This is a genomic window from Chitinophaga pendula, assembly GCF_020386615.1.
Classification (GTDB): Bacteria; Bacteroidota; Bacteroidia; order Chitinophagales; family Chitinophagaceae; genus Chitinophaga; species Chitinophaga pendula.
In genome coordinates this window covers 3,700,619-3,715,047 of record NZ_CP077769.1, presented here as the reverse complement: position 1 = coordinate 3,715,047, position 14,429 = coordinate 3,700,619, and the positions used below count along the sequence as shown (strand labels likewise).

The following is a 14,429-nucleotide window of genomic DNA, read 5'->3' as shown; positions in this document are numbered from 1 at the left end:
TATCTCCGGGCTCGCCTTTTTTATTTACTTGCTGATTACAGCTTAGAAGCTATATCTAACGCCCATCTGCCATTGGAATGGATCGCCGGATGGTATTACTTCACCAGCCGTATTCACACTGTAGTTAAAGCGTACGTTGGCAGCATCAAAGCCTTTGTTACCATAAAGGGCCTGTGTACCCAGGTTTTTGTAAGTACCCCATTTCTTATTCAGGAAGTTAGCAGCATTGAACAGGTCGGCAGAGATTTCCAGACCATGTTTTTTGGTCTTGCCGAAAGAGAAGCGTTTAGCAGCACGGAAATCGAAAATACCGTAGAAACCATTCACACCACCATTTCTTTCAGCAATTCTACCCGCGTATTTCTGGATATAATCCTTAATGCTCTGGCTGGCTGCAGGGTTATTCAGTATGCCCTGTATACCGTCGCGGATATTTTGTGGTACGTTCGTGTTTTTAGGATCAAATACAAATGCTAGGTCGTTCTGCCCGGCCACAAAGTCTGCATTGCTGTTCACGCCCGATAACAGGCTGTAGCGGGTACCGCCGATACCGGAATAACGGATGCCAAAGCTAAAACCTTTCCAGGTAGGAGATACGGCATAAAATACGATCTTATGTCTGAACTGGTTGTCAGAATAAGTCATTTTGCTCAGATCTCTCGGATCATCTTTTACCGGCAGTGACAAGGTCGCAGAGTTAGCTACGTTACCGTTAAAGGATGCATTGTCTTTGGCATCATTCCAGGTATAGCTGAAAGAGATTTCACCGTCTTTGTAGTATTGATAAGATGCATCCAATACCACCGCCATCTGGTTTACTTTACCATTGCTGTTGAGCTCAAGTACACGTCCCAGCTTATTACTGATACGGCCTTTCTGCCAGTCGCCATTACCATTCGCAGGCATAGACTCCAATGGTACATATACACCACGGTTACCTTCCTCCTTCAGGGTGAAGAAAGGTTCTTTCGCCATGTTTTTGTCTATGTAGAAGTAGTTGTTTCTGCCCAGCGTCAGATAACCGGTAATACCTACTCTCAGTCGCTCAGTTATGAAACGGGTATAAGAGATATTAGCCTTATATACTACCGGGATTTTTACGTCCGGACCATTGGTGTTGATCGTAGAGATCTGGTAAGCAGCTAAGGTAGGCGTAGTAGAAGGATTGGCACGGTAGCTCAGGAAGTCGGCTGCGGGGACGTTCGGGGTTCTCACATCTACAGTTCCCAGGTGTTTACCATCAAATACCAGGTTGTTGATCAACATGTAGTTGTTAATGTCGGAAGCAAATACACCGGCACCCAGACGGATATAATCACGATGTTTTTCGTTCACATCCCAGGTCAGCTGAAAACGTGGCTGGATGATGAAGGAGCGCAGCTTGTTGTCAGTGCGCAGCCCCAGTTCATCAAATACCAGCTGGTTAAAAGGAGAAGAAGGATAGTGTGCGTAGTCTCCACGTAAACCTGCTGTGATCTCCATGCCAGTCGCTACTTTGGTTTGTAACTGACCATAGAATCCGAGGTTAAAGATGCTCGATTTAACACTGGGGTCGCTTACTAAAGGTACCTCGCGATAGAAACGATATGGTTTATTGTCGATAAAGTCTTGTACGTTATTGTAGTGGAAACGGCCATTTACCTCACTGCCATAGATAGAACGGGAGTGAGTATACATGAAGTCGATACCAAAAGTATAACGTATGTTGTTGGTATTATAGTAAAGATTATCTACGATCTGGAACACATTGTTACGGAAAGATTCCTGTGCAAAACGGTGACCACCGAACTGAATGTTGGTAGTACGGGTAGCGCCGCTTTGTAATACAGACGGAATATTCTCGATGATCGCACGGGGAATGTTTTGCTTAGGTAGCTGATCGCCGGCCTCGCTGCTCTGACGGGTGTACAAATGCTGTACTTTCAGTTCGTTGGTCAGTTTCGGGTTCAGAGAAGAACGCAAGGTTACCAGGAAACTGTTATCAAAGTTGAAATCATTACCTGCAGATTCGCGCAGGTTGATGGCTGTATTGTCTATCAGACCCAGTTTATTCACGTCGTTGGTCATGTTATCGCGGATCGTCAGGAGGTTATTCTTGTTGATCTGCCAGTCTAAACGAAGGAATGCTGCGTCTGATGTGCGGCCTTTATTAAACGAACCGTACTGTGGAGATTTAGAAAGGCCATATTTGTCACGGCCGATCTTAATAATAGAATCCAGCATCAGCCGGTTAATGTTGAAGCGGGTTTCATCAGCAGCAGATTGAACATCTGCAATAACCAGCGAACGTTGATCCTGCTGGCGGTCCCAGGTCACAAAGAAGTGCAATTTATCTTTAATGATCGGACCTCCCAGGGAGAAACCATACTGATACGTAGAGTAATTATTGGTTCTTCTGTTACCCCTGATATCATAACGGCTAGTCAGCCAGTTGGTACGCCCATAACCAAATACAGACCCGGTCAGGGTGTTGGTACCAGACTTGGTCACCGCACTTACCGTACCACCGCCTGCACGGCCATAGGTAACATCGTATTGGTTGGTAACTACTTTAAACTCACGCACTGCTTCAATAGAAATAGAGTAGGGTGCGCCACTTCTGCTGGTAGTTGGACCCGCCGAAGTAGGATTCTTGGCAGTCATACCGTCAATGGTGAAATTAGTGGAAGAACCCAGCTGGCCAGAGATATTACCGCCTCTGCTCAGAGGAGACAGATCAGTAAGGTTGGCAAAGTTACGGCCGTTGATAGGCATCCTGCTCATCAGCTTAGGGGTAACGGCAGTAGCCGCGCCCAGGTTCTCCACCTTACCTTTCGCATTACCGACACCCGTGATGGTAACACCTGCGATCTCCTTTACATTGGTGCCCATAGTAAAGTTTACAGACAGTACATCGCCCTGGTTGAGGGTAAATCCAGATTTGCGTTGCTCTGTAAAGCCCATGAAGGTCACCTGTATGTAATAAGGGCCTCCTAATGGTAGTTCTTTAAATACGTATTCTCCTTTGGTGTTAGTTACAGTGGATGCGGCAAATCCTGTGGATTGGTTTTTTACTACAACGCTGGCACCAGGTAATGGAGCGTTGGATACGTCTAATACCTTCCCGTTAAAGGAAGCTTGCGTGGTCTGAGCAAACGCTCCTCCTGCACAGCAGAATAGTAATAGGATGATGTGACAGATGAATAAGGACTTTGGTCGCATTTTTTCGCTTTTTTTTCGGCGGCAAAGATAATTTTCCAGTATTATGCGAATGTTAAATAAATATCAATGCGACATTTTTTCCGTAGGAAAACTATGCTACATAAGCGTTTGGGAGAAAATATTTGATATTATTTAAACAGGTGAACGGCTTTTGGGAGAAGCTTCTTCAGGTAGAAGACCGGCAGCGGATATGTAGAAATGATCTGATATTAATAATATGTTATTATATATGGTTCTTCTCAACCCAGCCTGCTGGTATGTCATCCACCAGTTCTGAGGAGGGGGTAGCCCATCGTTCTCCATTGTGCCCTGCAATAACATTAAGATATCCATCAGCAGCGATGAAATTTTATACAGGAACAATCAGCTTCAATTATGTCATAAGCAGACACTGTATCTATGACAATAGTTACCAAATTATAACCTAATCGAATCCGGAATTTATTTAGTATATAAAATAACGATAATCATATATAGAGGCCATTCGCCGATTCTAACTGATTCGATACGATGAAATATGGTTGCTGCATATGGAAAAGCTACAAAAAAGGTGGTCTTTTAAATTCCCGATCTGATTAACAATTTGATAATACTAGCATCTACCTTTGCGCCTTTCCCTCAGTATTTATTTATCCCGCAAGGATATATGGGGACCAGATCCTTGCCGAAAAAGTATTTAGAGTGTATCAACAAACGGTGACGATGCTCAGAGGTACATTAGCTACCTTTCTGATCCTGATCGTTAACCTCCTATATGCGCAACAGCCAGTTACTCTGATAAAAGGGAGGGTGAACGACCAAATACAGCAACCATTATTCCTGGTCAGCATTAAAGTGTTAGAAACAGGACAGATGACCATGACAGATAAGTCTGGTACATTTATATTGCCAGTCAGTGGAGAAACATTGACGATCGAATTTACCTGTATCGGTAAACAAAAGCTTACGCAGAAAATCAAGACCGCAGAATACATTGGCAGAATATGGGAGCTCCAAATGAGAGAATTGAACCTGGGATTAAAAGAGATCACTGTATCGGCAGAACGAAAATATGATGGCAGTTCAAACTCCTCTGTAGTAATCGATAGAGATGTCATTGAGCAGGTATCCGCACTAAGCGTAAACGATTTACTGAACCAACTGCCTAACCGTAAAATTACGCCGCCTTCATTACAAAGTGTACAAAATATTCAATTGAGGTCGACATTCGCAGATGTACAAAAAGGCTTTCGGGATCCCTTTGCACTCAGTAACGCTTTTGGAATCGCTGTTGTAATGGATGGAGTGCCTATCAGTAATAATGCAAATATGCAAAGCCGCAATCCTGGCATCACGGGCCTGGAAAAGGCATTGATCCATTCCGCTGGTAGCTATGGGTTAGATGGAAAGAGAGATCAAAGCTATTCAGGGGATTACGCATTCGGAGGAACAGATTTACGACAAATACCAGTAGAAAATATCGAGCGCGTAGAGGTAATTGCCGGTGTGCCGTCTGTAAAGTATGGTGACCTGACCGATGGCGTAGTAATTATCGATCGCCAGGCAGGTAGATCTCCTTTGTATGTAAAAACACAACTAAGGGATAATGCAACCGCTTATAGTCTTTCTAAAGGCTTTTATGTTGATAAATATTGGGGATCGTTTAATATCAGTACTAACTATACCACATCTTTTGCGGACAACAGGGACAAATTGAAAGCCTACAAACGGTTGAACGCAAACCTGATGTGGAGCCGGTCATTTGGCCAACGGGACCAAGTACGCAATACCCTGTCTCTTGACTATGGAAAGAACGTGGATGGTATACGTAGTGACCCGGACGATCCTGCCAGCCGTAGAACCAGCTTCGACAACTGGAACGCCAGTATTAGCAATCGCACTAATATATCGTTTAATAACAGATTCTTAAAAAGTATCTCTGTAAACTTACGCTATAGCACAGGATTTCAGCAGACTTATTGGGAAGAAAATGCTAATAATGGAATAACTGTTTATACAGATGAAACTAAACCGGGTATCACAGAAGGAAAATTCGCTCCTGGCAACTATACAGCTATCTCGTTAATAGAAGGTAAACCGATTACCCTTTCCGGTAATATTAACACAAATACGGAGTTCGGAACCGGCAACCTTAGACATTTCTTGTCCGCAGGTAGTAACCTGAACTATTCAGCTAATAAAGGCAGAGGGCAGGTATTCGACCCCTCAAGGCCGCGTGCACAGACTGCTGTCAGGCTAGATGGAAAACTGTCAGAACGTTACTATGACTATAGCCTGATCGCACCACAGATAGATATGGGGTTTTATATCGAAGACCAGTTTAGCTTCCGGCTATTACAACACGACATGAATGTACGCGCTGGTGTTAGATGGGATATCCAGAACGGATTCGTTTCCGTGACACCCAGAACGAATATCAGCTACCAGGTAACAGACAAATGGAGGATCGGATTTGCATACGGCAGAGCTTCTAAAGCCCCGGGATTAGGACACCGGTTTCCGGGACCTGTATTCAATGATATTCCCTTGCTGATCAGTTACAATGGAAAGGTAGCAGAAAGCTTCTATCTGCTTTACATAGACCGTTTCGACCCTTCCGGCCAAAATCTGAAAGCATCACGTAGTGAGACATTTGAATTCACTTCCCTGTATGAGGCAGGGAAGTACCGTGTCTCTTTATCTATGTTTAGTAAATCTAACAGAGATGGTATATCGACGATCCAGCAATGGAATCAATTGGTATTACCTGTATATGATACCGTTCCCCGATCAGGATTAAAGCCTGAATATATACAAGTAGGTACGCAACGGGTACCCTCAGCGAGAAACGTATTTTCAAATGTATTGTCTGCCGATAATCAGGGAATCGACCTCATGGCGTCATCACCGGTCTTTAGGTCAATCAGTACCTCTTTTAATCTGAGCGGAGGCATATACCATACCCGGTACTTTGTGGATGCATGGAGGTATGTAAAAGCGGAGAATATTCCTAACACGAGAGATGAAACGGCAGTCATGGGGGTTTATTTGCCTGATAAACGTTCTTCCTGGTATAGCAGCGGACGACTGACCTCCGTTACACATATCCCGAAGATCAGTCTCATGCTGAGTTTTACCGCCGAGTTCGATTTCTTCAGGAGAACTTACATGGAAAAGAACCTTTCCGTTCCCATCGCCTACTATACAGCGGGGGGGAAGTATGTAGAGATCAAACAGTATGATCCTCAAAATCCGGATTATAAACACCTGAAAACATACGACGAATCATTGGATGTCAGCCAGAACCAGGAACGTATCCATCCAAACTTTCACCTAAGCCTTAGCAAGGAACTGAGGAAAAAACTGAAGTTCTCTTTTAACGTATTTAATGTCTTTAATTATCAACCACGCTACCTGAAAAATGGTACCGTCGTTACACCTAATTATCCGCCAACATTTGGTGCAGAGATTTCATTAAAACTATAAATCAACTATATGAGAAAAGGTACACTGATACTTGTATCCGGTATTTCACTGCTGGGTGCCTGTAAAAAAAATGATGCCCCCGATATTAAACCTGCTAATGTTAGCCTGCAGATTTCCTACGCAGTGGCAAATGATAAATTGCCTTTGAGTGAAGCCGTCGTAAAGCTCAAAAATACAAATACCGGCAGCGATATACAGCTGAAAGCGGATGCAAGCGGGAAAGTACTTTTCACCGCAGTACCGGCGGGTAGCTATGATGTAGATGTGAGTGCAATCATAGATGCGGTAACTTACAATGCAGCAACAGGCGACAATGTCGCCAAACCGATCGTCTTCAATGCCTCCCGTAAAAACTGGCGGATTGTATCCGGTGAAAGCCCGATGCTCACGTTACAATTAGTAACCGGTGTCATCGGCCCATGGGTGATCAAACAGGTATATTACGCCGGTTCTCACCGCCAGGAGGGAGCTATTACCAGAGATCAGTTCATCGAGATATATAATAATTCGAATGAAGTACAATACGCAGACAGCATTTACTTTGGCCGGGGCTGGGGCCGCCAGGAACCAGATTCCAAAGGATATCACGAACAGCCGGTTACCAGGCAGATGGACTGGACGAAATCGATTGGCATGCCTGCTAATATCAGTGCAAATGCAGACTACGTATACCTGCGTGATCTTTATATGATACCCGGTACCGGTAAACAATACCCGGTGCGCCCCGGAGAAAGCATCGTTATTGCACAGACAGCCTTGAATCATAAAACACCATTTGTTGACAGCGATGGAAAATCTGTAAGTGTGAAAAATCCTGCGCTGACAGTAGACCTAAGCAAAGCCGACTTTGAAGCCTACCTGGTAGAAGAACGTAAGAAAAGAGGAGATAGGCCCGCCGCTACGGATCTGGATAACCCTTCCGTACCTAATCTGAGAGTATTGCAGTATGCTGCCAATGACATGATATTAGACAATCCTGGTCGCGACTCCTACGTAATATTCAAAATGAAACAAGGTGCTGATGCAATGACATTACCGCAATACGCAGAGCCGCTCATCGCTCCCGCCAAAGAGCCTAAGTTGTTCTTCCAGGTACCGATATCACTGGTAATCGATGGGGTAGAAGTACAACCACATATCCCCTCAGATAGAATACCTAAAAAATTGGCTGCCGCTGTAGATGCCGGATACACCTTCGTACCCAAAGGCGCCTACACATCCCAGTCAATTATCAGGAAGACAGTAGGAGAAGAAAATGGCCGCCGTATCCTGAAGGATACTAACAACTCCAGTGAGGATTTTGATGTTGTTGATATCGCCACACCAAAAGGATTCAAATAACCCATGTGGAAACATATTTTACATCTATGTGTGATATCCTGTGCCTGCTTGCCATTACAGGCACAGGACTCCACATTGGTAGATGGAAATCCCAGCGTAAGACTACGTGCAGACTCTGTAAAATGGCAACAATACACCTTTGGCCGGCAATCCCCTTTTTGGCTCGGTACGCATATGCCTGTCCGGTACAGCCAGGTGATACTTGACTTCAATTATGACAAGGGAAAATTGACGCCTATTCAGGGTAGTACTAAAATAAGGGCACTTACTTTCAGTACGGAAGGTACCACGCAATTAAAGGGCATAAAACTATTCGGTGCCTTCAGCCATAGCAGAACTTACGAAGACAGTACACGATGGGCACATCAAAGCCGTAATAACCCTTCCGTACCGGTGTATTATGGTGCAATAGCGCCCGTAGCATACGAACGTATCCTATATCTTTTTAAAGCCTATGGACAGAAAAATTTACTGCGTAATAACTTACCCCTGTCTATAGGATTGGATTACCGCATAGGAGAGCACTATGGCACTAATGATCCGAGAGGCTATATCCGGGATTTTCAGTTTGATGGAATTATATCCACCGGCTGGACGTTTAACGCGGTGACCATCGGTGCCGGATACCGCGCGGGATATGGTAGAGAGGAAGTAGCGATAGGCTATAAAAATAAGGCCTACTACGAATCTGTCGCTTTCCCCGATTATGTCAACTGGGAAATGAATGGATATGGGCAACAGGAACAAAGCCCGATGAGACGATTATACCAGAATGACTTCCGCCGTACAGGCCCGGAATTTTATATCTATAGCAAATCCGCTATAGGTGAGATCAGCGGAACTGTTAAACTCATCAACGAACAACAGGATATCTTCCAATTCCTAAAGATATCAACCGGGAAGTCTTATCTTAACGAATATTCCCTGAATACAAGAGATATTCAACTGCGATGGCAGAAAGATACCAGAAAAGGCAGATTGGCACTTGATATTGCTGCTTTTATGCAATATGGAAGAGACTTCAATACTGCTTTGCAGGGAAAGAACTATTTATACGATTACAGCAGCTACTTGGTGAAACTGATACATACCCGGGATAGGGGAGACGTACTGCGTAATATATTCCTTAGCGGCAGATTGGTGAACGAATTACGACAGGATGGAAGTTATACCAACAAAGTAGGATACGACCAGCTGATACTAACCGCAGGATGGGGACTTAACAGATTCTTAAAACAGCAGATATCATGGGGTATAGATGGATACATGGGATACCAGCATACATTATCACAGCAGTTTATCGTAAAGGAAAGTAATAAGTACATATTTGCGCCATACGTCATCTACCATGATTACTTATATAATGGCACTGACCGGTTACTATGCCATCTTTCTGCGGCTTACAGCATGCCGCTCCTGCTACATCTGCAAGCTGCGCTTAAACTAAGCGCCGGTTACGAAAGAAGCGTCAAAGATGGCGCCCTACCTGCCGGACGCATCCCTTTGTCCATACCTGGCAACGACCGGTTCACAGGTAAATTGTCTATCGGACTTTATTTTTAACTATGCGACTGACCAACTCTATACGACTGACTATACTAGCCGCTACCGGCTTGCTCATTATCTCTTTTCGTACCTACCAGGATACTACTTACCGGGAAATTCCGGTAGATTCCTTGCGCGCCATCTATTCCCAATCACCGGATATGTGGCCTGCACCTCATCTCGACGCAGGCGTGAAGCTGATTGAACTGGGTATACTGCCCCCGTCTCCGTTAGAGGCAAAAAAAGACTCCCTCAAAGCGATGATCGCGCTGGGAAAGACCTTGTTTTTTGACCCTCGTTTATCCGGATCCAATCAATTGTCTTGTTCCAGTTGCCATGCGCCTGACCTGAACTGGGCTGATGGGAGAGAAGTGTCTGTCGGGCATGACCACGCTGCTAACAAACGTAATGCCCCTTCCCTGGAAAATGTCTGGTTCTTCAAAAAACTTTTCTGGGATGGACGCTCCAATAGCCTTGAAGACCAGGCCATGTCGCCGATCAGTTCACCGGTCGAAATGCACCAGGACCTGAACGAGTTACCGGCAGAACTAAGGGCTATACCAGGATACCACCTGCTGTTTGCTGCCGCTTTCGGCGACAAAAAGGTTACCACCGCACGCATCATGAGCGCACTAGCTACTTACCAGCGGACGATCACCAGCCGTAAGACTGATTTTGATTATTTCCTCAGTGGGAAAAAAAATAAACTGACCGACCAGCAACTACTAGGCTTGCACCTGTTCCGCACAAAGGCCCGCTGTATCAATTGCCACAATGGTCCATTATTTACAGATGGAGAATTTCATAACGTCGGATTGACCTATTACGGCCGCGAGCGCGAAGACCTGGGAAGATATAACATTACAAAAGATCCCGCCGATGTAGGGAAGTTCAAAACACCAGGATTACGAAACGTACTGCGTACCCGCCCCTGGTTCCATAATGGCATCTTCGACAATATCGAAGGGCTCCTCAATATGTACAATGCCGGTATGCCTCAACCCCGGCGGAAACCTGGTCAGGAAAAAGATCTGCTATACCCGGTAAAGTCTCCCCACCTGCAACCCTTGCAGCTAACTACCGCCGAAAGAGATGCCGTCATCGCATTTCTGGGAGCGATCACCACGGAGCCCTGGAAAGAACGCGCACCCGTATTACCCTAACGGTGCTTAGTGGTGAAGTATAGTGTCCATGGCTTTCAGCCGGGATCTGCCGTCTTGTACCGTCCATTCAAAATAGGTCCGGAGAAACTTTTGTAATGGCTTGGTATCAATATAAATACTGCCAGCATCTGTCAGCGGCACGATCATATAGCTGGTATCAACAGGGTGTATAACGGTCCGTCCGGTCGCAAATTCTGTCTCCATCAGCTTAAGATCAGACAGTTTTGCCAGGCCCCGTACGACACTGCGCCCATCTGGCGACAAACCGAAGAAATCAGCATGAATATACGGTGAAGCACTATCAGGAGCAGGCAGGTCATACACCTTCAGAGTCCTTCTGTCCAGCAATTTGTTCCCGGTCAGCAGCAAAGTACTGCCTACTTCCTGGATAGCCCGGGGCATACCGTAATAATCCGTATTCCTGTGCAGTGTCACAAAATGCGGATGGCCGGATTTTTCCGATAGTAATACCAGCTCCCGCTCGTTGTTGTAATGTTTGACCAGCGACAGCAGCAACGCCGGTGGATGTGTATTGACAATGATAGGGGTGTCAAAAGGTACCGGGTTGAGAATAAAGTCTCCCAAAGGAATTTTATCGCCATTGTATAAGATCGTAAACTGGTAATCCGTATCAAGAAACCCCGCCGGACGGGCATCCGAAACAATGGTAAAAGGACCGCAATCCCGGGTGTGATGATAACGTTTACCCTTACAGGCACAAAACAAGGTGATTATCAGGATTAATACATACAGGGGTATAAATTTTCGGTAATTCATCTTGTAAACATACGTAAATAGCTGTAATTAACGTAGATGCAACAGGAGTGCTTGTAGTTCTGCGGTGAAAATAGCTATCTTGTGTCATGTAAAAAGGTTCCTCAGCTTTATGCCTAACCTCAATACCGTCAAATGAAAAAATTTTACTGGTTACTGTCACTATGGATACTGGCCATATGCCCTGCTATGACCATAAACGCCACCCCTCTGAAAGATACCTTGTTGCTACGCAATGCCTACGAAGTAGCCAGGGCATTTAACAAACTCAAAAGGGCACCAGAGACCATCTCACTGACCCAGCAATCCCAGCTATTGGGAAGCCTTATCTGGTACGCTAATCTGCAAGACAGAGAATCGGACGAACTGGTGGAATTATTGGGCCGTACCCTGCGCACAAGATATCCGTCACTATATGACGGATTGAAACGACTGATCAGGTCCAGCGTAAAGTCTTACGATACCTTGTTTACCCAGGAATACCTCACCCGGCATGAGCTGGATTTCAGGAGACCGGCGGAAAAGGCATTATTGGATACACTCAAAAGTTACCAACTGCAATTACAGGATCTCAAAAACAAACAAGCAACGCAACAGGCCTTGTTAAGATCCGTTGATAGTTTGACCAGGGTGATAGCACCCATTAAAGATACCGTCAATAAACTGGCGCTGGAAGACACCACCTATATCAAATATCAGTTGGACGCTACCTGGTTGTCTTCCAAGAGTAAAGAACTACAGGCGTTGGATCTGGAGATAGACCAACGGGAAACCAGGTTGACGAATACCAAAATTAAGACCATAAAATACATCGACGTCAATATCATGGACCTCCAAGGTGCGCTGAAGTCCATCATTGAGGCGCCTGACTACAGGATACCCAAAGAGATCTTTGACGAGGCTAAAAAGGAACTTTACAGTCAGGCTGCAGTACAGGCCCGCCTCAATCAGGACAACCTGCTACAAACGAATACCTGGAAATTACCTACCCAAAGTGAAATGATTGATGCACTGGCGATCTATATCGCCAAACGCGTGAAGCAGGAGTCCGTGATGTGGTTCTTCGAAACCATCACCAAAAATGCCAACAGATATGAACTGGTCAGCACATTCTTCCCTGCAACCATACGGTTGCTGCAAGCCAATGAAATATATGAAATACCGAACATGGGCGCCCAATGGCAGTATGCATTGTCCAAAGACTTTGCCCAGATGCCACGCAACGTTCTCAGCAGCAACTGGCTTACACAACGCCTGCCCTGGATGGATACCGCATACCGCCCTTATCTGATCGCCGCCTGTGATATGGCAGATATGCTCATGAAACGTTACTCCTATCGCGACATGATCAAAACCATCTACCTCTCGAATGCGGCGGTAAGGTCCAATGACAGAGGATTCGGCGATTTCATCAACTTACTGTATGGCGTTAACAACGAGCTGTTCCTGCCCGATACGGCTGGTGGATACCGCCTGCTGAAATATGAAGACTACCGGTTGTTAAGCCGGGATGAACTGGAGATGATGTTAAGCTTATTGGACCTGAAGTATAATCACTCCATCAGCAGGATTGTCCGCATCGGCAACAGCCCGGTATTTCCCTTCGAAGGTAGTGGTATCAGTGCCGAACAGGTCAGGCAGTTTCTAGGCAAAGTAGAAGCAGCCATCGGGCAGGTCGATAAGATACGGGAAGAATTTGTTCGCAAACAGGACCAGCTGGAAGCTGCCGGACAGAAAGACTGGGCGTATAATGCCTATAATGTATGGTCTGCTGTATACCAGCTTACTTCTATCTTGGATATACAACCAGGTACCCCCGATATCTTTACTTCCCGGGTAGCAGAGATGAGCCGGGCACTGCACTATACCGGAGAAGTATACGAGATCTATAATCTGATCTCCAAAAAGAACTTTGCGGGCGCAGTATACCAGACCATTTCACTCATCGATACATTGCTGTATACCAGCAAAAGTAAAAGCCAGCTAAAACTCTCCCTGGCACAACTGTCAGCGTTGGATAAAGACCCCTCTACCTTATTCTCACATATTAAAGGGAGCCTGGAAAAAGAGATCGCGGCCAATAAAAAAGATTATACAATGGCCGCGAAATATAACTTTAAAGTACAGGGAGCAGATACCATCCTGTTCGCTAAAACCAGTAAACTGGCTGCCGTTGTATTTGAAAAGGACCGCCATGCCCTGCAGCTCATCCGTAAATTAAGCGGCTTTCTGAATGATGCCGCGCTGGCACAAAACGATAAACAATTAGCCAGGGTGGTAGAATCTTATGCATTGCCTCCCGGATCTTATAAAAGAAAACGAAACACCTGGTGGTCAGTAGATCTCAATGCTTTTGTAGGTCCCTACATCGGCCATGAAATCGTTGATCCCAGCATTCGTAACAAACAATCAGGTAAAGAACCGGGAGCCGTATATGGGCTGTCCGTACCCATCGGTATCTCTGTTAGTAAAACCTTTGGAAAAAAGATTCCCGCAGCAGACACACTTACCTACGATCAGATCATGAATCCCGACAAAATTAAACTCAAACGGGATAACATCCGCAAAAGGAAAGACCTGACCATGACCTTTACCTTGAGCATCATTGACCCAGCTGCAGTAGTATCCTACCGGCTGCAGAACGGAGCAGATACCGTATTGCCACAGCAGGTGAACTGGGAACAGATTATTAGCCCTGGTGCTCATCTGGCAGTAGCTATACCTGGCACTCCACTGGTCGCATCTACTGGCATACAGTATACACCTAAGTTGCGCAACTTTAGTAAAGATCAGCCGCAATACAATGCCTTCCGACTTTACTTCGGCATATTCTTCGACCTGCCGCTCTTTAATATCTGGGAACGCAGGCGTATCGTAAAATAATATAATCGCAATAAATCAATATGGCCTGTTGTGAATAACAGCAGGCCATATCGATTT

General features: G+C 45.3%; 7 protein-coding genes. 5 read left to right on the top strand and 2 right to left on the bottom strand.

Going from position 1 to position 14,429, the window contains the following annotated elements; all coding sequences use genetic code 11:
• Positions 1-42: 42 nt before the first annotated feature.
• On the bottom strand, positions 43-3,201 hold the full coding sequence (locus KTO58_RS13090; protein WP_095838937.1) for a TonB-dependent receptor: 3,159 nt from the start codon (positions 3,199-3,201) through the stop codon (positions 43-45).
• 681 nt (positions 3,202-3,882) lie between these two features.
• Here KTO58_RS13090 and KTO58_RS13085 point away from each other — a divergent pair.
• The 4 genes from KTO58_RS13085 to KTO58_RS13070 are packed head-to-tail and all read left to right on the top strand — an operon-like array spanning position 3,883 to position 10,715.
• Positions 3,883-6,666 carry a TonB-dependent receptor gene (locus KTO58_RS13085; RefSeq protein WP_157752982.1) on the top strand — a complete coding sequence of 928 codons (2,784 nt, stop codon included), beginning with the start codon at positions 3,883-3,885 and terminating at the stop codon, positions 6,664-6,666.
• 9 nt (positions 6,667-6,675) lie between these two features.
• Positions 6,676-8,007 carry a DUF4876 domain-containing protein gene (locus KTO58_RS13080; protein ID WP_095838939.1) on the top strand — a complete coding sequence of 444 codons (1,332 nt, stop codon included), beginning with the start codon at positions 6,676-6,678 and terminating at the stop codon, positions 8,005-8,007.
• A 3-nt stretch (positions 8,008-8,010) separates the two neighbouring features.
• On the top strand, positions 8,011-9,570 hold the full coding sequence (locus KTO58_RS13075) for a DUF6850 family outer membrane beta-barrel protein (protein ID WP_157752983.1): 1,560 nt from the start codon (positions 8,011-8,013) through the stop codon (positions 9,568-9,570).
• Positions 9,571-9,572: 2 nt separating this feature from the next.
• A complete protein-coding gene (locus tag KTO58_RS13070) occupies positions 9,573-10,715 on the top strand; it encodes a cytochrome-c peroxidase (protein WP_095838941.1) in 1,143 nt (380 codons plus the stop codon).
• 6 nt (positions 10,716-10,721) lie between these two features.
• On the opposite strand, the gene KTO58_RS13065 is transcribed toward KTO58_RS13070, so the two are convergent.
• Positions 10,722-11,492, bottom strand: coding sequence for a hypothetical protein (locus KTO58_RS13065; RefSeq protein WP_095838942.1), 771 nt, complete (start codon positions 11,490-11,492; stop codon positions 10,722-10,724).
• Positions 11,493-11,624: 132 nt separating this feature from the next.
• On the opposite strand from KTO58_RS13065, the gene KTO58_RS13060 reads away from it, so the two are divergent.
• Positions 11,625-14,372, top strand: a complete 2,748-nt coding sequence (locus KTO58_RS13060; RefSeq protein WP_095838943.1) for a hypothetical protein — start codon at positions 11,625-11,627, stop codon at positions 14,370-14,372.
• Positions 14,373-14,429 lie beyond the last annotated feature (57 nt).

Bases quoted from the DNA above. Each gene is read 5' to 3' on its own strand.
- KTO58_RS13090 (WP_095838937.1), bottom strand. From the start codon at position 3,201: ATGCGACCAAAGTCCTTATTCATCTGTCACATCATCCTATTACTATTC.
- KTO58_RS13080 (WP_095838939.1), top strand. From the start codon at position 6,676: ATGAGAAAAGGTACACTGATACTTGTATCCGGTATTTCACTGCTGGGT.
- KTO58_RS13075 (WP_157752983.1), top strand. From the start codon at position 8,011: ATGTGGAAACATATTTTACATCTATGTGTGATATCCTGTGCCTGCTTG.
- KTO58_RS13070 (WP_095838941.1), top strand. From the start codon at position 9,573: ATGCGACTGACCAACTCTATACGACTGACTATACTAGCCGCTACCGGC.
- KTO58_RS13065 (WP_095838942.1), bottom strand. From the start codon at position 11,492: ATGAATTACCGAAAATTTATACCCCTGTATGTATTAATCCTGATAATC.
- KTO58_RS13060 (WP_095838943.1), top strand. From the start codon at position 11,625: ATGAAAAAATTTTACTGGTTACTGTCACTATGGATACTGGCCATATGC.